Source organism: Taklimakanibacter albus (genome assembly GCF_016595235.1).
GTDB lineage: Bacteria > Pseudomonadota > Alphaproteobacteria > Rhizobiales > Aestuariivirgaceae > Taklimakanibacter > Taklimakanibacter albus.
Window position 1 is genome coordinate 600855 of record NZ_JAENHL010000007.1, and the last position, 21191, is coordinate 622045.

Sequence of the window (21191 nt, forward strand, 5' to 3'; positions counted from 1 at the left end):
ATTGGAAGGGGCGCTCACCCGTAATTCACGCTCACCGCCTCGCCGGAACGGATCGATTCGAAGGCCGCATCGGCGATGATGAGCGCCTTGCGGCCATCCTCGAAATCGACCGTCGGCGGCAATCCTCTGTTGGTGCGATCGATGAACTCGTTGAGCTCGTCGAGATAGGCCTGCATGTAGCGCTCGATGAAGAAATAATGCAGCCCGCTGAGCGCCTGGGTCATTCCGGCACCTGAACGCCTGAGCATGTTCGGCATCGGATTGTCGGATTGCACCATGCCTTTCGACCCGAAGGCTTCCACCCGCTGGTCATAGCCATAGACGCAACGCCTGGAATTGTTGATATGGACGAGCGCGCCGGACTTGGCCTTCATCGTCACCATCACCGTGTCATAGTCGTTGAGCGTCGCCACTATGGGATCGACCTTCACGCTGCCGGTGGCCGAAACCTCCACCGGCTCCTCGCCCAGAATGAAACGCGCCAGGTCGAAATCATGGATCGTCATGTCGCGGAAGATGCCGCCCGAGCTCTTGAGGATCGGCATCGGCGCCAGCTCGGGGTCACGGCTGGTGATGATCAGCACTTCGAGAGTACCGATCTCGCCCCTCGCCACCGCCTGCTGGACGGCGCGGTGCGTCGCGTCATAACGCCGGTTGAAGCCGATCTGCACCGGTACGTTCGTTCCGGCGATATCTTTGCGGCATTGCTCCACTTTCTGGATGTCGAGATCGATCGGCTTTTCGCACAGGATCGCCTTGCCGGCCTTGGCCGCGGCCGTGATCAGCGGCACATGGGTGTCGGTCGAGGACGCGATCAGCACCGCGCCCACTGACGCATCCGCCAGCGCCGCCTCGATGCCGGGCGCCACCTGGGCGCCATGCCGGCTCGCCACCTTCTCCGCCGCGTCCTTGTTCACGTCGAACACCCAGGCCAGCTGGGCGTGCGGGTTGGCGGCGATATTGGCGGCATGCATGGCGCCGATCCGCCCTGCTCCGAAAAGCGCAAACTTCAGCATCTGCGAAGCCTCATCCGAATGACTAATGGTTTGAGGGGAAAGTCTCAAGAGTCTTTAGTATGACAAATATGCCTATCGCCTGTGAAGGCGCTCGACAAGCCCGTCGAAGCTATGCAAAAATTCCAGCCGGGTAGTTTTCGAAAAGCCGGCCGCCAAGAGCCGACGCGATGGGAGGACCCCTTTTTGGCTTTACTCGACATTCGCAACGTGTCGAAGAATTTCGGCGCCATCCGGGCTCTGAGCGAGGTCAGCTTCGCGCTCGAGCCGGGCGAGGTCGTGGGCCTGATGGGTGACAATGGCGCCGGCAAATCCACCATGGTCAAGCTGATCGCGGGAAATTTCCCGCCGAGCGAAGGCGAGATCGCGGTCGGGGGCGAGGTCTGCCATTTCCATAAGCCGATCGAAGCGCGCGGCAAGGGCATCGAGGTCGTCTATCAGGACCTGGCGATCGCCGACAATCTGACCGCCGCCGAGAATGTGTTCCTGGGCCGCGAGATCAAGAAGGGCGTCTGGCCCTTTCGCGTCCTCGACAAGCAGGCGATGATCGAGCGCTCCGCCGCCCTCTTCCAGGAGCTCAAATCCGAAACCCGCCCGCGCGATCTGGTGAAGAAGATGTCGGGCGGCCAGCGCCAGGCGGTCGCCATCGCCCGCACCAGGCTGTCACAGGCGAAGCTCGTCCTGATGGACGAGCCGACCGCCGCCATCTCGGTGCGCCAGGTGGCCGAGGTGCTCGAGCTGATCCGCCGCCTCAAATCGCAAGGCGTGACGGTGATGCTGATCAGTCACCGCATGCCCGACGTCTTTGCCGTCAGCGACCGCATCATCGTGCTGCGCCGCGGCGCCAAGGTCGCCGACAAACACACTTCCGAGACCTCGCCTGAAGAAATCACCGGCCTCATCACGGGAGCGATCCGTGCCGCCTGAACCCGCCAAGGCCAGCATCGAAACCGATCACGCGGCGATCACAGACGTCGTCGAGAACCGCGAGCAGACGCTGCTCGACAAGCTGTTCGCCAGCCAGGCCTTCTGGGTCACCATCGCGCTCGCCATCCTCTATGTCGGCATGGCGCTCTACGAGCCCAACGCCTTCGGCACGGTCGAGAATCTCGCCAATATGACGCGCAACTTCGCGCCCTTCGGCATCATGGCCATCGGCATGACGGTGGTCATCATCACCGGCGGCATCGACCTGTCGATCGGCTCGATCATGGGCCTGGTCGCCATCGTCGCAGGGCTTTTCCTCACCTGGGAATATCCCTGGTACATCGCTTTCGGCGCCGGTCTCGCCGCTGGCCTCATCTGCGGCGCCGTCAGCGGCTTCTTCGTCGCCTATGTCGGCATGTCGTCCTTCGTCGTGACGCTCGGCATGATGGCGATCGCCCGCTCGCTGGCGATCGTCTTCTCCGGCAACCAGATGCTCTACAAATTCGGCCCCGACGCCCCGATCGTGAAGGCGATCGGGCAATGGCGCTGGCCGCTGCACACGCCTGACAGCTGGCTGCCGCATTGGCTACCGCAGCTCTCGTCGCATTTCTGGACCATGATCATCTTCGCGCTGGTGGCCGGATTCGCCTTCAACTTCACCGCCTGGGGACGCCATCTCTTCGCCATCGGCGGCAACGAGCAGGCCGCCCGCCTCACCGGCGTGCCGGTCGACCGCATCAAATTCTTCGCTTATGTCTTCTCGGCCTTCACCGCATCGATCGCCTCGCTGTTGATCCTGGGTTATAGCGGGTCGGCCATCAATGCGCTCGGCCAGTCCTATGAGTTGCGCGTCATCGCCGCCACCGTCATCGGCGGCGCCAATCTCATGGGCGGCGCCGGCACCGCCTTCGGCGCCGTGGTGGGCTCGGCCCTGCTCGAGGTCATCCGCAACGCGCTTTTGATGGCGGGTATCGATTCCAATTGGCAAGGAGCCTTTGTCGGCGCCTTCATCATTCTCGCGGTGCTTCTCGGCATGCAGAGCGGCGGCAAATCCCTGATCGCCGCCACTATCGAGAGGATTCTGCCCAGGAAGCACCGCTAGAACAACGGAACGCAAAGGAGCACCCGTGCGGACCGTCGGATTTGGCCTAACAGCAAGAGCAAGTGGAGGATCTCGAATGTTGAAGTATCTTACCGGAACGGCGATCATCGCCGGACTTCTCGCTGTCGGCGCCGCGGGCGCCATGGCGCAGCAGAAATACACTTTCGCGCTGGTGCCGAAGAACATGAACAACCCGTTCTTCGACCAGGCGCGTGACGGCTGCAAGAAGGCGGAGGCGGAATCGAACGGCGCCTTCGAATGCATGTATATCGGCCCCGGCGAGCATGGCGGCGGCGAAGAGCAAGTGCAGATCGTGCAGGATCTCGTCGCCAAGAAGGTCGACGGCATCGCGGTGTCGCCGTCCAACGCGGCGGCCATGGCGGTGGCGCTCCAGGCGGCGAAGGAAGCCGGCATCCCGGTGCTCACCTGGGACTCCGACATGCTGCCCGAGAATAAGGACCTGCGTGTCGCCTATGTCGGCACCAAGAACTACGACATCGGCGTCAACCTGGCGAAGATCGTGCAGACCTTGAAGCCCAAGGGCGGCACCATCTGCATCCAGTCGGGCGGTGCGGCAGCCGCCAACCACAATGAGCGCATGCAGGGCATCCGCGACACGCTCTCCGGCAAACAGTCGGCGGCATCGCCCGGTGACGCGCTGAAAGGTGAGAACGGTTGGACGGAAGCCGACGGCTGCCCGCTCTACACCGATGACGACTTCCCGCGCTCGGTGCAGCAGCTCGAGGATACGCTGGGCAAGCTTGCCGATCTCGACGCCTTCGTGCCGACCGGCGGCTTCCCGCAATTCATCCCCGATGCCTATCGCGCGACGGTCTCCAAATACAAGGACCGTCTCGACTCCGGCAAGCTGGCGCTGGTCGTCGCCGACACGCTCCCGGTTCAGATGGAGCTGATGAAGGAAGGCCTGTCCAAGGGCCAGGTCGGTCAGCGGCCCTTTGAAATGGGTTACAAGACCATGATGTTCCTGAAGGACATGAAGGACGGCAAGGGCAACCCGACCGACCCGACCTATACCGGCCTCGATGTCTGCACGCCGGAAACCGCCGACACCTGCATCGGCAAATAACCACGCTCACAGGCAGGCGGGCTTGTCCCGCCTGCTTCTCCCTCCCTCAAAAAAAGAAAATCATGACCGATCGTTTCTCTCTGAAAGGCCGCGTGGCCCTGGTGACCGGCGCGTCGCGCGGGCTTGGCTTCGCCATGGCCGAGGCCTTGGCCGAGCATGGCTCCACAGTCGTCCTCAATGCCCGCGATGAAGTTTCCTTACGCGATGCGGCGGCGAAGCTCGGAGCCGAGCATCTCGCTTTCGACGTGACCGACACGCGCCAGTGCCAGGACGCGCTGGCGAAGATCGTCGCCGATCACGGCAAGCTCGACATCCTCGTCAACAATGCCGGCATCCAGCATCGCCGCCCCCTCATCGACTGGGAGGACGCCGATTTCGACCGTGTCATCGCCGTCAATCTCTCCGCCTGCTTCCGGCTGGCGCGCGATGCGGCGCGTATCATGCTGCCCAACAAATATGGCCGCATCATCAATACCGGCTCGGTGGCGGCCATCCTCGGCCGTCCGACGATCCATGCCTATGCCGCGGCCAAGGCCGGCCTGCATGGCCTGACCCGCTCGATGGCGGCGGAAATCGGCCGCCATGGCGTGACGGTGAACGCCATCGCACCCGGCTATTTCGCGACCGAGCTCAACACGGCTCTGCTCGAGGACAAAGCCTTCACCCAATGGGTCGAGAGCCGCACGCCGGCGGGTCGCTGGGCCAAACCCGCCGAGCTCGGCGGCGCCGTGGTGTTCCTTGCTTCCGACGCGGCATCTTATGTGAACGGACATGTGCTCGCCGTCGATGGCGGATTATCGGTCAGTCTCTAGGGCTTCATCCCCGGACGTGATGAAGCCGAAGCCTTCGGTCCAGTTATCCTCATCCAGTTCATAAGGGTCGATCTGAAAGCCTTCGGGATAGTCATGAAAACCCGGCCGCGGACTCAGACGCTCGATGGCTTCCTTTGCCTTCTCTTCAGTACGATAGACGCCGATCAACTTCGCATCATCACCATATTCGTCGTCCTCACGAACATGGTGCAGGATATAGACCTTCTCCGTCGTCGTTCCATTTCGCATGGCGTCTTCACGAGAGGTCGATACCAGGGATGAGTGGGACTTGACAATCTGTCGGACACAGGCTGGTTACGCGCCATGTCCAGCACCCGTCCGCCTTTGCCTGAAGGCTACTCGCCTATTCCGCCCGGTCACGTCGCCAATGTCGCGACCTTCCTCGAGATGACGGCGCCGCCGGAGCACCGGCCGCCGCAGATCTATGCGCCCGACCTCACGTTGAAACCTTGGAAGGATGCCGATCTCGGCGCCTATCGGGCCCTCTTCAAGCTGATCGGCGAGAACTGGCTGTGGTACTCGCGCCTCAAGATGGCGGATGAGAAGCTGTCGGGAATCCTGCGCCATCCCGATGTCGAGGTCCATCGCCTTTTCCGCGGCGCGGCTGTTGCCGGGTTGCTTGAACTGGATTTTCGCACCGCCGGCGAATGTGAGCTCTCCTTCTTCGGCCTCGTACCCGACGAGATCGGCAAGGGCGCCGGCCGCTTCCTGATGTCGGAAGCGACCCGGCGCGCCTGGGCGAAACCGATCAAACGCTTCTGGGTGCATACCTGCAGCTTCGATCATCCGGCCGCGCTCTCCTTCTATCGCCGCTCCGGCTTCACGCCCTATCAGACCGCGATCGAGGTTCATCCCGACCCGCGCCTGACCGGCCACATGCCGCGCGAGGCGGCGCCGCAGATTCCGATCATCGAGTGACGCAGAAGAAGAAAAATTCCGCTGTTTTTTGCAGCGGAATTTGCAGCGGATTAACAGCGGAACAACAGGGATCTACAGGATTTTCGGCCATCCGGAGAAACAGCGGAATTCTCCCCGATGGTTTCAGTCTGGAAAATCCTAACGCCGCCGCGCACAGCTTTGCAAGCGAGCGCTCGGAGATTGTAAGGGCACCCTCTCGTTCTTCACGAGGCTAAACGCCTAGCTCAGCTTGCGGATAGGCACACCCTTGGTGGTGAAGCGCTGCGCCTTGCCGGTGTGGCGGACCGGCCGTGATGTTCCCGAGGCCTTGCCGGTGCCGGGCGGCTGGTGGGCGGGCACGAGCTGGTCCGGGCGCGAGCCGATGAGATCGGCACGGCCCATCTGCTTCAGCGCGTCGCGCAGCACCGGCCAGTTGTCGGGATCGTGATAGCGCAGGAACGCTTTGTGCAGCCGGCGCTGCTTGAGGCCCTTGACCGCCTCGACCTTGTCGCTCGCCCCATGCCGCACGCCGCGCAGCGGGTTGACGCCGGTGTGATACATCGCCGTGGCGGTCGCCATCGGCGACGGCAGGAAGGTCTGCACCTGATCGGCGCGATAGCGGTTCTTCTTGAGCCACAGCGCGAGGTTCATCATGTCCTCGTCGGTCGTGCCCGGATGCGCCGCGATGAAATACGGGATCAGGTAATATTTCTTGCCGGCCTGCTTGGCGGCTTCGTCGAACATTTCCTTGAAACGGTCATAGGCCCCGATCCCCGGCTTCATCATCTTGTCGAGCGGCCCGCGCTCGGTGTGCTCGGGCGCGATCTTCAGATAGCCGCCGACATGATGCGTGACGAGCTCCTTGATATATTCGGGGCTTTTCACCGCGAGATCGTAGCGCAGGCCGGACGCGACCATCACCTTCTTGACGCCCTTCACCTCGCGCACCTTGCGATAGAGCCGGATCAGCTCGTCATGCGAGGTGTTGAGATTCGGGCAGATGTCGGGGAACACGCAGGACGGCAGCCGGCACGCCGCCTCGATCTTCGGATCCTTGCACGCCATCCGGTACATATTGGCGGTCGGCCCGCCGATGTCGGAGATCACGCCGGTGAAGCCCGGTGTCTTGTCGCGGATCAGTTCGATCTCACGCAGGATCGAGCCTTCCGAGCGGTTCTGCATGATGCGGCCCTCATGCTCGGTGATCGAGCAGAAGGTGCAGCCGCCGAAGCAGCCGCGCATGATGGTCACCGAAAACTTGATCATGTCCCAGGCCGGGATCTTCGCATCACCGTAAGACGGATGCGGCGCCCGCGCATAAGGCAGATCGTAGACGGCGTCCATCTCGTCCGACGTCAGCGGGATCGGCGGCGGGTTCAGCCACAGATCGCGATCGCCATGGCGCTGGACAAGGGCGCGCGCATTGCCGGGATTGCTCTCCCGGTGCAGCACGCGCGAGGCGCGGGCATAGGCTTCGCGATCCTGCTCGGCCTGCTCGTAGGACGGCAGCCGGATGACGGTGTCGCCGGGACGGCGGGCAGCACCCTCATCGGCGGAGTCGAGATCGTCGGCGGGAAGTTCGGTGTAGGTGTCGGGCACGCGACGGAACAGCGCCACGCCCCGGATGGAGTCGAGATCGCGCGGCGCCTCGCCGGCGGCGAGCCGGTTCGCCACTTCGACGACGGCGCGCTCGGCGTTGCCATAAAGCAGCAGATCCGCCTTCGCGTCGGCCAGTATCGAGCGGCGCACCTTCTCGGACCAGTAGTCGTAATGCGCGATGCGGCGCAGCGACGCCTCGATGCCGCCGAGCACGATCGGCACGTCCTTGTAGGCCTCGCGGCAGCGTTGCGAATAGACGATGGTGCAGCGGTCCGGCCGCTTGCCACCCTCGCCGGCGGGCGTATAGGCATCGTCATGGCGCAGGCGACGGTCCGCCGTGTAGCGGTTGACCATCGAGTCCATATTGCCGCCGGTGATGCCGAAGAACAGCGCCGGCTTGCCCAGCGCCTTGAACGGCTCCGCCGACTGCCAGTCGGGCTGCGCGATGATGCCGACCCGGAAGCCCTGCGCCTCGAGCAGCCGGCCGATGATCGCCATGCCGAAGCTCGGATGATCGACATAGGCGTCACCCGTCACCAGCACGATGTCGCAGGCATCCCAGCCGAGCGCGTCCATCTCGGCGCGGGACATCGGCAGGAATGGTGCCGCCTTGCCGGCATGCGACAGGGGGAGCGACGGGGAAATCAAAGATCGGGGTTGGGCCTGGATATCCATGGCGCCACTCATAGGAGCCTGCCGCCCTGAACTCAACTGGCGCCGCCGATATGAGATTTCAATCACATTTGTCGGTTTTGGGTCGAACTGACCCGAAATGAGTGATCTATGGTTTGAAATAAGGAATGCTGCCGGGATCCTTGCCCCAGGCCGCCACCAGATACTTGGCGGCGAGCTTCTTCATCGTGCCGTCATCGATGATGGCCTTCATGATCTTGTCCAGCGTCGGATTGTTCGCATTGCCCTTGGGATAGACAGCGCCATAGATCTCGCCGGTCTTGTACTGTCCGACGACCTTGATCTTGCCCGCCGAGGCCGTCTCGGCCGAAAGCGTGATCGAGGTGTCGGTCAGGACGGCCACCACGTCCTCGTCGCTCAGCGCCTTGAGAAGATCGGCGCGCTCGGCATAGACATTGTAGTCTTTCACCTTGAGGACATCGAGCGCGAAGGCCGCGCCCGTCGTGCCTTGCTGGATGCCGACCGTAACCTTCCGGACTGTTTTCTGGGTTACCGGGCTTGCGCTCAGCGTCAGCACGCCGATATCCGAGTTGAAATAGGGCACCGAGAAGTCGACGACCTTCTTGCGTTCCTCGGTGATCGAGACCTCGGAGAGCGCCAGGTCGTAGTCCTTGACCTCGCCGCTGACCAGCGGCACGAAATCCACCGCCACCACCTTGAGCTTGTCATACCCCGCGCGCCAGGCGATCTCGGCCGCCAGGCAATATTCCATGCCGTCCTTGATCGCCTCGGGCGTATCGCCGTTCCACCACACCGGCGCCGGCAGCGAAACCGCCACGGTCAGCTGGCCCGGGACCGCCGGCGTCGCGATGCGAGCCGAGCCCTTGGCGCCGGTCAGCTCGCAATTGCCGATTTTGTCGGCGGCGGAAGCGGTCGCCGCCAGCGCCCAGAAAGCGAGACCGGCCAGAAAGAGACGCGTCGCCAGAATCATGTACTGCACTCCTCATTGGGTCTCGAGATCATCGGTCGGTACGGGCGAGGACGACACGGCGATTGAGGGCGCGTCCCTGCAGAGTCTTGTTGGTGGCGACGGGCTCGCCGGCGCCCGCCCCTGCCGTGCTGAGGCGACCTGGATCGACTCCGAGCTTGATCAGCCTGGCCTTCACGGATTCCGCCCGGGCTTTCGAAAGCTTCAGATTATAGGATTTGTCGCCGATCGAATCCGTGTGACCGGTGATCGACAGCGTCCACAGCGGATTGTTGCGCAACGCAATGGCGATCTGCTTCAGGAGCGGCACCGAGCTGTTGCGAATGGTCGCTTTGTCGAAGTCGAAGTGAATGCCGTAGGTCGTATAGGCTTTGCGCGCCGCGAGCGCCTGCTCCATCCGGGCGCGCTCATCCGCAGACGGCGTGACCAGGACATAACGCTCGCTGCGCGGCGCCCTCTCGCCGCGAAACTGGATGCTGTAGAGGAGCAGCATCGGATTGTTGCGGTTATCGAGGAAATAGAAATCTCCGACGGCGCTCTGCCGGCCATCCTTGAAGCTGCCCTTGGCGTGGACCACCGGCACATTTATGGGATTGCCGTCGAGATTGACCGACATCTGCGCCTTCTCGACCAATGTGAAGCCGCCGGTCATCGTCGCCATCGCCTCGTTATAGACGAGATTGGAGGCCGCCTGCCCGGTCGAACGCAGCTCTTCGAGCACCGCCGCCGAGGTCCCGAGCGTCGTGGTCCCCGGAATGACGAGCGGCATCTTGGCGCTGTAACCGAGCACCAGGGTCCGCGCATTCATCCGGTCGGCGACATAGATCCGGCGTACCGCGACGGTGCCGCGCGAGCTCGAATAGTTGATGTCGAAGGAATCGGGCCGCGTATTGGCGAAGCGAATCCAGGATTCCGCATCGGGCCCGTAGGCATTGGCCCAGGCGGTGGTGATCGTGCCGCCGTCATGCGGCATGAAGGCGCCGAGGCCTTCCTGGGCATTCGCCATGTCGCCGGCACCGACAATGGTCATGAGCGCGAGCACCGCGCGCCCGAGCGAGCGTAACAGCTTCATCGATTGCCTTCTCTCACATGATCGGGAAGAAAGACCCCCAGAAAATCCATGAGATTTAGGCATATCGGCCAGCCGGCGGCTATTGGACCATGGCCCCACATGGCATGGCGTTCAGTCCCGCCCGCGAGGTCGGTGACCGTTAAAATTTGACATTCGCCACGCCCTTGAGATCGAGCATCTGGCGCGCTTCGTCGGCCGTCGCGACGTCGATCGACAGCTCTTCCAGGATGTGCCGCATCTTGGCGACGAGCTCGGCATTGGATTTGGCGAGCTTGCCTTTGGCGATATAGAGATTGTCCTCGAGGCCGACGCGCACATTGGCGCCCATCGTAGCCGCCATGGTGCAGAAGGGCAGCTGGAAGCGCCCCGCCGCCAGCACCGACCAGTGATATTGATCGCCGAACAGGCGCTCCGCCGTATCGCGCATGATAAGGACGTTCTGCGGATCGGGCCCGATGCCGCCCAGTATGCCGAAAATCGTCTGCACGAAGAGCGGCGGCTTGACGAGCTTGCGGTCGAGGAAATGCGCGAGCGTATAGAGATGGCCGACATCGTAGCATTCGAACTCGAATTTGACGCCGTGCCCCTCGCCCAGCCGCTTCAGCACCTGCTCGATATCGCCGAAGGTGTTGCGGAAGATGAAGTCGCGCGAGCGGTCGAGATGCTGGCGCTCCCACTCATGCTCGAACTCCTTGTAGCGGCCGAGCATCGGGAACAGGCCGAAATTCATCGTGCCCATATTGAGTGAGGTCATTTCAGGCGAAGCCCGCTCGGCGGCGGCCAGCCTTTCATCGAGCGACATGCCCTGCCCGCCGCCGGTCGTGATGTTCACGATGGCATTGGTGCCCTGCTTGATGCGCGGCAGGAACTCCATGAACAGGTCGGATGACGGTGACGGTCGGCCATCCTGAGGATCACGCGCATGGAGATGCAGGATCGCCGCCCCCGCCTCGCCGGCCTCGATCGCCTGGCTGGCGATGTCGGAAGGCGTCACCGGCAGATGCGGCGACATCGAGGGCGTATGGATGGAGCCGGTGATGGCACAGGTGATGATGGCTTTGGATTTCGCGCGCATGAGGGTTCCCGATGTGATTCCGGGCTAACCTTCTCAAATTCCAGGGATTTGTCAAAGCTCCGCGATTTAAAGACAAAGGGCCGCTGCAGGGATCTTGTGAATCCCTGGAGCGACCCTTGCCTCAGCTACGGGACGGCTCCTGCTGCCGAGACTACCTGGAAAACGCCCGCAACCGCGGTTGGTTTCCTATGCAGGTCAAAATTTATTCTGCAGGAACTTCGGCTGGCCGGCGCTGACGCAGGACGACCTGCGCCAGGACGAAGGTGATGAGCGCACAGGCCGAGATCCCCGCCACCATCGGAAATGCCGTACCGTCAACGAAGAGCCCGACGACCGCCATCGCGACCGCGCCGGCCGCGAAATGCAAGGTGCCCATGAGCGCCGAGGCCGTGCCGGCGATCTCGCCATGCTCCTCGAGCGCCAGCACCGCGGTGGTCGGAATGACCAGCCCCAGGAAGCCGCAGCCGATGAACATCAGCACCGCCAGCACATCGAGACGGTCCACGCCCAAGGCGAACAGCACGAAGAGCGCCGTGATCGCCGCGAAATAGCCGACGACCGCGATGCGCACGACGCGCGTCAGGCCGAAGCGGTCGGCGAGCTTGCCGGTGAATTGCGACACCGCGAAGAACGACACCGCATTGATCGAGAAGAACACGCTGTAGAGCGTCGGCGTCAGGCCGTAATGGCCGATCAGCACGAAGGGCGAATTGGCGAGATAGACGAAGAAGCTCGCAATGCCGAAGCCGCCGATGAAGGTGAGCGCCAGGAAGTTGGCATCGGAAAACAGCAGCCGGTAGGCCGACAGCGCGCTGCCGACGCCGCTTTCGACGCGCAGCGCCTTAGGCCGCGTTTCGGGCAGCATCGTCGCGATCATGACGATGCCGGCGAGCGCCGCCACCGTGACCACCCAGAATACGGCGCGCCAGTCGGCCAGCTCGATGACGATCGAGCCGGTGAGCGGCGCCAGGATCGGCGAGATGCTGAACACCAGCATGAGCAGCGACATCATGCGCGCCGCATCGATGCCGGTATGCAGGTCACGCACCACGGCGCGTGAGATGACCATGCCGGCGCAGGCGCCGATTCCCTGGATGAAGCGGAAGATGTTGAGCGTGGTGATGTCCGGCGCCAGCGCGCAGCCCACGCCGCCGACGGCGAACAGCGCCAAGCCGATATAAAGCGGCAGCTTGCGGCCATACATGTCGGACAGCGGGCCGAAGACGAGCTGGAAACCGCCGAAAGAAACGAAGAACAGCATCAGGCTGAGCTGCACCGCTTTGATATCGGCATTGAGGCTCTGGCCGATGGTCGGCAGCGCCGGCAGATACATGTCGATGGCGAAGGGGCCGATGGCCGACAGCAGCCCCAGAATCACGGCATTGCGGATAAAGCGCGCCTGCATGGTGTAAAGATCCCTCATCGTGAGCTGCACCGGCGTCCGGCGGCAGCTTCGAAACTATTGAATTCCCTCAGAAAGTCGGGCCCAGCGAGACAACGGGGGCAACTCGGCACGCCCTCGCTGGACAAGTTAGCCCAAATTATTGGACATAGTTGTCAAAACAGTCAAGCCCTCTTATTATCCGGCCGACATGACAGAAATGGTCAGCACCAGCCCGGCCCCCTCGCCCTCAAGGAGCCATGCCGCCAAGCGGCTCTCCATCCTCGAAGCGGCGACCATGATCTTCTGCCGGGACGGTTTCGCCAGCGCCAGCATCGAGACGATCGCCGCCGAAGCGGGTGTCTCGCGCCAGACCATCTACAATCACTATAGCGACAAGGAGAAGCTGTTCACCGCCGTGGTGAAGGACATGACCGAGCGCGCCAATGCAGGTCTCTTCGCCACCCTCGCGGGCTTCCCCGAACGCCCCTCCGATCTCGCAGCCGAACTTGTCGATTTCGCGACGAGGCTCGCGTCGAATTGCCTGTGCAACCGTGACTGCATCGCGCTGCGTAAACTGATCCAGGCGGAGGGCGAGCGTTATCCTGAGCTCTTCGCGCCGTGGCGGGCGCTTGGGCCCGAGCGCGCCTGGGCGGCGATCGGCGCGCGTTTCGCCAAATTGCATCATCTGGGTTATCTCGACATCGATGATCCCGATATCGCGGCGCGCCAGTTTCAGGCTCTCGTCAATGCCGATCTCTTTGTCGGCTCGCTGCTCGGCGACAAGCCGACCGACGCGCAAGTGCGCGCCGCAGCGGTTGCCGCGGTCAGGACCTTCCTCAAGGCCTATGGCAAGACTGCTGCCAAACATTAGCGCGGGTGCGAAAAAGTGGACACCGGTTTTTCGCAAGAACCCGCGCTAACATATAAGAATCGATCACGTTTATGAGTTTGGATCGTAAACGATCCAAACTCATCGTGATCTGACAGCAGACATCTTTAGGGTACTGCGGTAGTCTCACCCCGCCCAATTCCTCCCGGAGATCATCGCATGGCCAAAACTTCCACCGGAAAAATCCGCGTCGGCATCGGCGGCTGGACCTTCGAGGACTGGCGCGGCACCTTCTATCCCAAAGGCCTGGCGCAGAAGCGCGAGCTCGAATATGCGAGCCAGCATCTCACCGCGATCGAGATCAACGGCACCTATTATGGCAGTCAGAAGCCGGAAAGCTTCGCGCGCTGGCGCGACGAGACGCCGGAAGATTTCGTCTTTTCGGTGAAAGGCACGCGTTTCAGCACCAATCGTCGCGTGCTGGCGGAAGCCGGCCAGTCGGTCGAACGTTTCATCACGAGCGGCATCACGCAGCTGAAAGAGAAGCTCGGCCCCATCAACTGGCAGTTCCTGCCGACCAAGCAGTTCGATCCCGCCGATTTCGAGGCCTTCCTCAAGCTTCTCCCCGACGAGCAGGACGGCCTGGCGCTGCGCCATGTTGTCGAAGTGCGCCATCCGAGCTTCAGGGCGCCGGACTTCATCGAGCTGTTGCGCAAATACAAGGTGGCGACGGTCTATACCGACAAGGAGAGCTTCCCCGAGATCGCCGATGTGACGGCGCCTTTCGTCTATGCGCGCCTGCAGCGCATGTCGGAGAAGATCGAGACCGGTTATGCGCCCAAGGCGCTCGACGACTGGGCGAAGCGCGCCAAGGCCTGGGCCGAAGGCGGGACGCCGAACGATCTCGAAACCGTCGCCAAGCCGGAAGCCAAGCCGCCCAAATCGCGCGATGTCTTCGTCTTCATGATCAACGGCTTCAAGCCCAAGGCGCCGGCAGCGGCGATGTCGCTGATCGAAAGATTGAAATAAACAGCAATTCAATCTTAAATTGCAAGACATCAGTCATTATGCAGCCTTTTTTGGCACAGCTGCTATTGCAATTCCAACACGAATCCACTGGAATGCCCTCTTTACGTAACGAGAGGCTCGATTGTGAATTTTGGCCCAGGCCACACATTAGATACATCGGATCCTGGAGACGATGTTGCTTTGCGTTTTCTGTATCAACACTGCTACGCCGCAATCAATGCAATCAGACTTCTCACAAAAGCGACAGACGTTGAAGAAATCATTTGCGAGAATCACGAAGATATTCTCGTAAAACATTACAATGGCGACTTCATCGCAATACAAGTCAAGAGTCGAGCCACAGACCAGGACCACTTCAAAGCCAACGAAAACACTATTGTATCAGCGCTCTGCAGATTCTGCGCACTCGACAAGAAATTTCCCAATACCTTTGCAAGCTTTGAAATAGTCACCAATCACAGCTTCTGGATCAACATTGAAGACCAAAGAAATCTTCCCTGGCTATTGCGAGAGGCGCAGACCCGTCAGAGCTTGAAGGGGTTGAAAACAGAACATCCACTGAGGCAACTGACGGAAAAGCTTTGCAGCACGTCAAACTGCAATACGTCTGAAGTATTTTCGACATTGAAGAAGATACTACTCAATGGCCACGGTACTGACATCGCCAGCATTCGACACAATGTTAGGGACGCGCTCGCTGAGTGCCCGGGAATTGGCAACTTGCCATTCTCTTGCGTTTGTCGAATCGCCGAATCTCTTATCGGCTTAGCTCGTGACGCGTCCACCAGACTTCTAAGCGGTCCGATCACTGATCTATACGCTGCCGGCACCCACTTCTCGGAAGTGAGTGTCGATCAGCGCCTAGAGGGCAAGCGTATCCGTAAAGTCCAAGTCACAAACATAATCGACGATCTGAAGAACAGACATCTCACATTCGAGAATCTGGACATCTCGCACTTGCTAGTCGCGGACGACTTTCCTTCGACCCTACGAACAATGGTTGAAAAGATGGCACGAGGTGGAGTCGAAGCACTTCGCGTCTTGGACATGGAAGATCTTGTGCATTCTCTTGAAGCTCTTCTGCTCAGATGGACAAACCAATATGGTCACGAAGAAGCAACAAGCAGATACAGAAACGTACTTCGAATTGTACAATCCGAAGCTGTCGAAGCTCAAGTCATTGCGGAAAAGACTGGAGCACCCTACGGCTCAAAAATGTATAGCGATCTACGTAGGCGGCTCAATGACCGCTGCAATGAGGACCCGGATCAAATCTATCGATGTCGTCCCGAACACCTAATGGGAGCAGCTGGGGTATTGACAGAAAAATGTAAGACTTGGTGGTCGCCTCAATTTACTCCCGTTGGAGATAAGAGATGACTCTCGACCTTGTCGATATTCTCACTTCTCTCGACAAGGATGAAGACATCCATCTTGCTCGCATCTTAGTGCTCTTGAAAGCCTTTAATCGCCCGGAGGGCCCCGCAATTGAAGGCATTACAAAACTAGCAAAACTGGACTTTCTGTTACGCTATCCATCGTGCCTTGAAAAAGCACTCCTCGCCCGCGGTGTTTCTCCTAAAAGCATCCCCGTTGATGACTACGAGAGACTTGCGATCGAAGCGCGGATGATCCGATACAGATACGGTCCTTGGGATCACAGATACCGGCGGTTTCTAAATATTCTGGCAGCAAGACGACTTGTTACTGTGCGAACAGATGGTCGGACAATTCAGATTGACCTCACAGTGACTGGCGACAAGCTAGCAGAGAGCCTGTCGAACCGCGAAGGCTTCAAACGCGTATTTGAGCGGGCCCTCCTACTGAAAAAACACCTAGATCTCAAAGCGAGAAGACTGATGGAATTCATTTATGAACTTTTCCCTGAACTCACAACTCTAGAGTTCAACGAGGGCATCACCTTTATCGGCAAAACGAAATGAAATTCATATTGGAAGCGCTAGTCCTCTTCTGCAAGCAGAGTGAAGAACGCATTGAGTTTTCTCGCCATCTCTCATTTTTTCACGGAGAAATGTCTACAGGAAAATCTACCATAGCTGAGTTAATCAACTTCTGCCTTGGCGGCGCGCTAAAAAAAACACCGGCTATCAGTAGCGAGATGATTGGCACTCACCTCCGCGCAACAGTCGGAAACACCGAAGCTCTCATAGAACGGGGAGCAACACTCTCAACTTCGGTAGAGGTTACGTGGAAATCTGACACAGAATCGGGTCGAGACAATTTCCCGCTAACAGCGGGCTCTCAACCACTCATCGGAGACGATATATTCAACTACAGCGATTTTCTGCTACGCCACCTTGGCTCGCCACTTCTTAAAGTACGGAGCCGTAAGAGCGATCCCGACTCCGAACTCCATCGTATAAGCTTCAGAGATTTCTTCAAATTCTGCTACCTAGATCAACCAGATCTAGATTCCAGCTTTTTTCTTCTTGAGCAACCAGTACGGCAAGAGAAGTCAAAAGATGTACTGCGCTATGTTCTAGGATTGCACAGCGATCGCCTCAGCGCACTACAAACAGAACTAGCAGATATTCGACAAAAGCAACGGACGATGAGAGAGGCCGCCAAGCAAATCGGCGATTTTCTTGAGCGGTATGGGTTCAGTTCGCAAGAGCAGATTTCGGCTGAAATAGACGGCCTCAATGACGAAGAGGAGAAAATTAAGTCTGAAATCAGTCAGCAAAGAAATACTCAGACACCCGGAATGACCGTTGCTGAAGAGGATGCCGCCCAAATTTCAGCGTTAACAAGGACGATCGAAAGCAAGAGACAGGCAATAGTTGAGATTGATCAGCGCCTCCACGAGCAGAGATCTCTCATAGCTGAATTCATAACGATGAAATTCAAGATAGCTAGATCATCGACCGCATCTGAACTCCTAAGCGGCGCTGAGTTTCATGCCTGCCCAGCTTGCGGAACGGAATTAGCCGACGCGATAAGTCGAGCAACTTGCTTACTATGCAAGTCAGACTTGGGCAAAGCACCAGGCGGCCTCCCAGGAGGCAATGCGGTGATTGAGCGGGATCTATCTGACAGAATTGAAGACCTTAAGCGCTCTGTGGCAAGATTGGATCGCTCACTCGAGCGTCAAAACAAGGAAGCAGATAGAATTTCCGTTGAACGAGCGATATTGCAAGCAAGAATCGACAATGCCCGCAGACAAGTAGAGTCCGAGTACATTCAACGCGCCAGGAAACTAGAGGCTCGACGAGGTGCAATCGGCGAACGCCGATCGCTTTTAGTTCGTATTAAGGAGATGCCAAATGACGTTGAACGCAAGTTGCGCGAGGCCGACGCGTTCAGTGCTCAGATCAGCGAATTAGAAAGAGAAATCGAAAACGAACAGGCACGCTTCGAGAAGGGACGTCAAAACATCCAATCCTTGGAACTAAACTTCCATAGCATCTTGCAGGCGATTCACTTTCCGGAATTTAAGCCGCAGGACCGCATATCTCTAAACCAAAAATCATGGCTACCCTATGTATATCCCGCAGGCGATGAACAGCGAGCTTGGACATTCAACGATGCTGGAAGTGGCGGGAAGATGGTCCTTTTTAAGATATGTTTTGCACTGGCCCTACATGTTACCGCGGCCCAAAATTCACTTCCACTTCCTCATGTTATTATCATTGACTCTCCGATGAAGAATATTACGCCAGACATTAATCCGGAGGTATTTGAGTACTTCTATCAGGAGGTCTATCGCCTCTTAAAGGAGGAGTTGAACGACTGGCAGTGCATTCTAATTGATCAAACATATCATGCACCCCCACCAGATTTTGGTGAACATGTTGAACGGCGATTGACGAAGAGTGAGCCGAAGTATCCGCCGCTAATTGGATACTATCATGGGCACTAGGATCTCACACTCCGTTACGGTCAGTGGGCCCCAGGTGAGAGTGAGACAACATGAAGAATACACAAGCTGTAATTACGCGCATGACTCAGGGAATCGACGAGGAGTTCAAGACTGTAGATTTGGTCCTGTTGTCAGGTGCGAGCACAATGTGTGTCGACGCCTTTTGCCTAACTTGGATCAAGTTTGAGAGACAGTTAAGAAAACTCGCAGCCAACCTTCTCTTCCAAGCTTCCGACCTCTTGGAAGACGACGAGGACTCGAAGTCTAAGCTGCGCGCCGCACTAGCTCGAAAGAGTAAGCTAAACCACAATCGTTTCATTCACGGGATTGAGAAGCTCACAGCCACTACCGCGAGGCAAATCATGGGCAACGACTATAAAAGCCTAAGACGCTCCATCGAGACAGCATACACCTACAGAAACAAGCTCTTTCATGGTCAGCAAACTGGGCACAACCTTAATCAAGAACAACTTATGCTAGTGCAGAGTGACGTGCGGCAATGGTGCGAAATCCTCGCTCAAGAAGGGTTTTCGCGTTTTGGCTATGACGGATTTTCCCGCAACTCGCTGCATAAGACAAACAGGCCGGAAGTAGTTGAACTAGTGGACCACGCCCTCACTCCTAGCGGTTGGAACGATTTCATAGAGAAGCTTTGATAGGGCAACAGAAGGAGATTTAGGGCCCGAGGGAGATCGCGCATAACGACCTGGGGATCGGTGACGGAGTTCAATGAAAAAAGGGCGGCCGCCTGGATTAAAAGCTGCCTTACTTAGTCCAAAAGCTAATTGACATCAGCACAGCTTGTTCTTATTATGTTCCAGGCAATTCGGAGCGTCACGAAGACCACCGGAATGGATAATCCCCCCACGATCCTCCATGCCGATCTCGACGCCTTCTACGCTTCGGTGGAGCAGTTGCTCGACCCGTCGCTGCGCGGCAAGCCGATCGCGGTGGGAGGCGGCGTGGTGCTGGCGGCCTCCTATGAAGCGAAAGCCTTCGGCGTGAAAGGCGGCATGCCGGGACGCAAGGCGCGCGCATTGTGTCCCGATCTCATTTTCACCGGCGGCCATTTCAAGGATTATCAGAGACTGGGTGACGCCGCGATCCGCGTGATCGGGGACTTCACCCCGCTGGTCGAGCGGATTTCAATCGATGAAGCCTTCGCCGATGTCAAAGGCTGCACGCATCTCTTCGGGTCTCCGGCCGAGATCGCCCAGGCGATCCGCAAGCGGGTGCGCCTCGAGCTTGGCCTGCCCATCTCGGTCGGCGTGGCGCGCACCAAACATCTGGCCAAGATCGCCTCGCAAGTGGCGAAGCCCGACGGGCTCGTCGTCGTCGACCCCGCGGCCGAGCTCGCCTTCCTGCATGATCTGCCGGTCGAGCTGATGTGGGGCGTGGGACCGGCGACACAGGCCCGGCTCACCGCTGCTGGCATCACGACGATCGGCCAGCTCGCTTATACGCATTGTGGCGCGGTGAGGCGGCTGCTCGGACCTGCCGCCGGCGAGAAGCTCACCGCGCTCGCCTGGAACCACGATCCGCGCGAGATCAGGACGCATCAGCGCGCCCACTCGGCCGGCGCCCAATCGGCGCTTGGCCGGAAGCCCGCGACGGAGAGTGTCATCCGCCCTGCTTTGCGCCACCTGGCCGACCGGGTCGCCACGCGATTGCGCGCCAAAGCGCGGCCCGGCAGAACGGTCACGGTCCGCGTCCGCTTCGCCGATCTGCGCGCGGTCACCCGCTCCGTGACTCTCGACGCACCAATTTCGGCGACGACGATCCTGGCCGAGATCGCCGAAGATCTGGTGCGCGGCGTGCTGGCCGATCATCCACGCGAAACGTTCATCTCGTTGCTGGCGATCTCGGTGTCGCATATAGACGACAGCTCGTGGCTGCAGCTCGAACTGCCCTTGGGTCTTGCCGACGAAAAGCGCCGCCCCGGCGCCAAACCGGGCATGGCGCGCTATCTCGCCGATCGCTCCATCGACAAGGTACGCCAGCGTTTTGGCTGGGAAGCCGTTGGTTACGCCTCCGTCGCGCTCGGTCCGCGGCACTCCGTCCCCGATGAATTCCGTGAGCTTGCGGAGAAGGAGCTGTGACCGAAATTGCGGAACTTTCTTCACATATTGGACGTTTCACCGCTCTCGGTGCATCTTATGGCTTCGATTTCGATGAAGGGAAGGAAATGCGATGAACAAGAACACGATCTGCCTCTGGTTCGACAAGGATGCCGAGGACGCGGCGCGCTTCTATGCGAAGGTTTTTCCCGACAGCAAGGTCGGCGCCACTCATTACGCGCCCGGCGACTATCCCAGCGGCAAGAAGGGCGAGGCGCTGGTGGTGGAATTCACCGTCTGCGGTATCCCCTGCGTCGGCCTCAATGGTGGTCCGATATTCAAGCACAATGAAGCCTTTTCCTTCCAGATCTCGACCGAGACCCAAGAGGAGACCGACCGCTATTGGAACGCCATTGTCGGCAATGGCGGGAAGGAAAGCGACTGTGGCTGGTGCAAGGACAAATGGGGCCTCTCCTGGCAGATTACGCCCCGCGTCCTGATGGAGGCCATGGCCGCCGGCGGTGCGGAAGCGAAACGCGCCTTCGACGCCATGATGACCATGCAGAAGATCGATGTCGCGGCGATCGAGAAGGCGCGGCGCGGCTGACAGCGATCTCCCTCCTCCGCGCGAAGCGTGGGAAGGGTGTCCGCCCACAGGGCGGACGGGCGGGGTCCCTCCGCCGGCAGGTGTTCATCAACTGGCCGGAGCACCTTGCACCCTATTTTCGTGATGGATTTCCGTGCACGGAGAGACCCCACCCGTCGCGCGTTCCGCGCGCCACCCTC

Annotated in this window: 20 protein-coding genes; 13 read left to right on the forward strand and 7 right to left on the reverse strand. The window is 59.6% G+C overall.

Annotation, left to right across the window (positions count from 1 at the left end; translation table 11 throughout):
- Positions 1 to 14: 14 nt before the first annotated feature.
- The gene (iolG, locus tag JHL16_RS14440; protein ID WP_200185538.1) at positions 15 to 1016 is read right to left on the reverse strand and encodes an inositol 2-dehydrogenase; all 1002 of its coding nucleotides are present in this window, start codon (positions 1014 to 1016) and stop codon (positions 15 to 17) included.
- Positions 1017 to 1199: 183 nt separating this feature from the next.
- Here iolG and JHL16_RS14445 point away from each other — a divergent pair, with 183 nt between their 5' ends.
- The 4 genes from JHL16_RS14445 to JHL16_RS14460 all read left to right on the forward strand — a co-directional run bounded on the left by JHL16_RS14445 (position 1200) and on the right by JHL16_RS14460 (position 4941).
- Entirely contained in the window at positions 1200 to 1940 is a 741-nt protein-coding gene (locus tag JHL16_RS14445) for an ATP-binding cassette domain-containing protein (protein ID WP_200185539.1), read from the forward strand.
- A complete protein-coding gene (locus tag JHL16_RS14450) occupies positions 1930 to 3042 on the forward strand; it encodes an ABC transporter permease (RefSeq protein WP_348647213.1) in 1113 nt (370 codons plus the stop codon). Before JHL16_RS14445 ends, JHL16_RS14450 begins: the two co-directional genes overlap by 11 nt.
- 76 nt (positions 3043 to 3118) lie before the next feature.
- Positions 3119 to 4129 carry a substrate-binding domain-containing protein gene (locus JHL16_RS14455; protein WP_200185540.1) on the forward strand — a complete coding sequence of 337 codons (1011 nt, stop codon included), beginning with the start codon at positions 3119 to 3121 and terminating at the stop codon, positions 4127 to 4129.
- Between the two features lie 62 nt (positions 4130 to 4191).
- Complete coding sequence (locus JHL16_RS14460; protein ID WP_200185541.1) at positions 4192 to 4941, forward strand: SDR family oxidoreductase; 750 nt, start codon at positions 4192 to 4194, stop codon at positions 4939 to 4941.
- Here JHL16_RS14460 and JHL16_RS14465 read toward each other — a convergent pair.
- A complete protein-coding gene (locus JHL16_RS14465; RefSeq protein WP_200185542.1) occupies positions 4924 to 5190 on the reverse strand; it encodes a DUF7336 domain-containing protein in 267 nt (88 codons plus the stop codon). The two genes, JHL16_RS14460 and JHL16_RS14465, sit on opposite strands and share 18 nt — an antisense overlap.
- 75 nt (positions 5191 to 5265) lie before the next feature.
- On the opposite strand from JHL16_RS14465, the gene JHL16_RS14470 reads away from it, so the two are divergent.
- The gene (locus tag JHL16_RS14470) at positions 5266 to 5880 is read left to right on the forward strand and encodes a GNAT family N-acetyltransferase (protein WP_200185543.1); all 615 of its coding nucleotides are present in this window, start codon (positions 5266 to 5268) and stop codon (positions 5878 to 5880) included.
- A 219-nt stretch (positions 5881 to 6099) separates the two neighbouring features.
- Here the strand turns inward: JHL16_RS14470 and JHL16_RS14475 are convergent, their stop codons facing one another.
- The 5 genes from JHL16_RS14475 to JHL16_RS14495 form a co-directional block, all read right to left on the reverse strand.
- On the reverse strand, positions 6100 to 8133 hold the full coding sequence (locus tag JHL16_RS14475; RefSeq protein ID WP_200185544.1) for a YgiQ family radical SAM protein: 2034 nt from the start codon (positions 8131 to 8133) through the stop codon (positions 6100 to 6102).
- Between the two features lie 106 nt (positions 8134 to 8239).
- Positions 8240 to 9082 carry an ABC transporter substrate-binding protein gene (locus JHL16_RS14480; RefSeq protein ID WP_200185545.1) on the reverse strand — a complete coding sequence of 281 codons (843 nt, stop codon included), beginning with the start codon at positions 9080 to 9082 and terminating at the stop codon, positions 8240 to 8242.
- Between the two features lie 28 nt (positions 9083 to 9110).
- Positions 9111 to 10151 carry an OmpA family protein gene (locus JHL16_RS14485; protein ID WP_200185546.1) on the reverse strand — a complete coding sequence of 347 codons (1041 nt, stop codon included), beginning with the start codon at positions 10149 to 10151 and terminating at the stop codon, positions 9111 to 9113.
- A gap of 139 nt (positions 10152 to 10290) precedes the next feature.
- Positions 10291 to 11226 carry a 3,5-dioxohexanoate:acetyl-CoA acetone transferase gene (kce, locus tag JHL16_RS14490; RefSeq protein WP_200185547.1) on the reverse strand — a complete coding sequence of 312 codons (936 nt, stop codon included), beginning with the start codon at positions 11224 to 11226 and terminating at the stop codon, positions 10291 to 10293.
- Positions 11227 to 11428: 202 nt separating this feature from the next.
- Positions 11429 to 12631: a multidrug effflux MFS transporter gene (locus JHL16_RS14495; RefSeq protein ID WP_200187139.1), complete on the reverse strand. Its 1203-nt coding sequence runs from the start codon at positions 12629 to 12631 to the stop codon at positions 11429 to 11431.
- Positions 12632 to 12818: 187 nt separating this feature from the next.
- Here JHL16_RS14495 and JHL16_RS14500 point away from each other — a divergent pair, with 187 nt between their 5' ends.
- The 8 genes from JHL16_RS14500 to JHL16_RS14535 all read left to right on the forward strand — a co-directional run bounded on the left by JHL16_RS14500 (position 12819) and on the right by JHL16_RS14535 (position 21012).
- On the forward strand, positions 12819 to 13481 hold the full coding sequence (locus JHL16_RS14500) for a TetR/AcrR family transcriptional regulator (RefSeq protein ID WP_246770941.1): 663 nt from the start codon (positions 12819 to 12821) through the stop codon (positions 13479 to 13481).
- Positions 13482 to 13658: 177 nt separating this feature from the next.
- Entirely contained in the window at positions 13659 to 14468 is an 810-nt protein-coding gene (locus JHL16_RS14505; protein ID WP_200185548.1) for a DUF72 domain-containing protein, read from the forward strand.
- 123 nt (positions 14469 to 14591) lie between these two features.
- Positions 14592 to 15848, forward strand: a complete 1257-nt coding sequence (locus tag JHL16_RS14510; RefSeq protein WP_200185549.1) for a dsDNA nuclease domain-containing protein — start codon at positions 14592 to 14594, stop codon at positions 15846 to 15848.
- A complete protein-coding gene (locus JHL16_RS14515) occupies positions 15845 to 16411 on the forward strand; it encodes a hypothetical protein (RefSeq protein WP_200185550.1) in 567 nt (188 codons plus the stop codon). The genes JHL16_RS14510 and JHL16_RS14515 overlap by 4 nt, the downstream gene beginning before the upstream one ends.
- Positions 16408 to 18348 carry an ATP-binding protein gene (locus tag JHL16_RS14520; protein WP_200185551.1) on the forward strand — a complete coding sequence of 647 codons (1941 nt, stop codon included), beginning with the start codon at positions 16408 to 16410 and terminating at the stop codon, positions 18346 to 18348. The genes JHL16_RS14515 and JHL16_RS14520 overlap by 4 nt, the downstream gene beginning before the upstream one ends.
- 50 nt (positions 18349 to 18398) lie before the next feature.
- Complete coding sequence (locus tag JHL16_RS14525; protein ID WP_200185552.1) at positions 18399 to 19004, forward strand: hypothetical protein; 606 nt, start codon at positions 18399 to 18401, stop codon at positions 19002 to 19004.
- 195 nt (positions 19005 to 19199) lie between these two features.
- Complete coding sequence (dinB, locus tag JHL16_RS14530) at positions 19200 to 20447, forward strand: DNA polymerase IV (RefSeq protein WP_200185553.1); 1248 nt, start codon at positions 19200 to 19202, stop codon at positions 20445 to 20447.
- A 91-nt stretch (positions 20448 to 20538) separates the two neighbouring features.
- A complete protein-coding gene (locus JHL16_RS14535; RefSeq protein WP_200185554.1) occupies positions 20539 to 21012 on the forward strand; it encodes a VOC family protein in 474 nt (157 codons plus the stop codon).
- Positions 21013 to 21191: the final 179 nt, after the last annotated feature.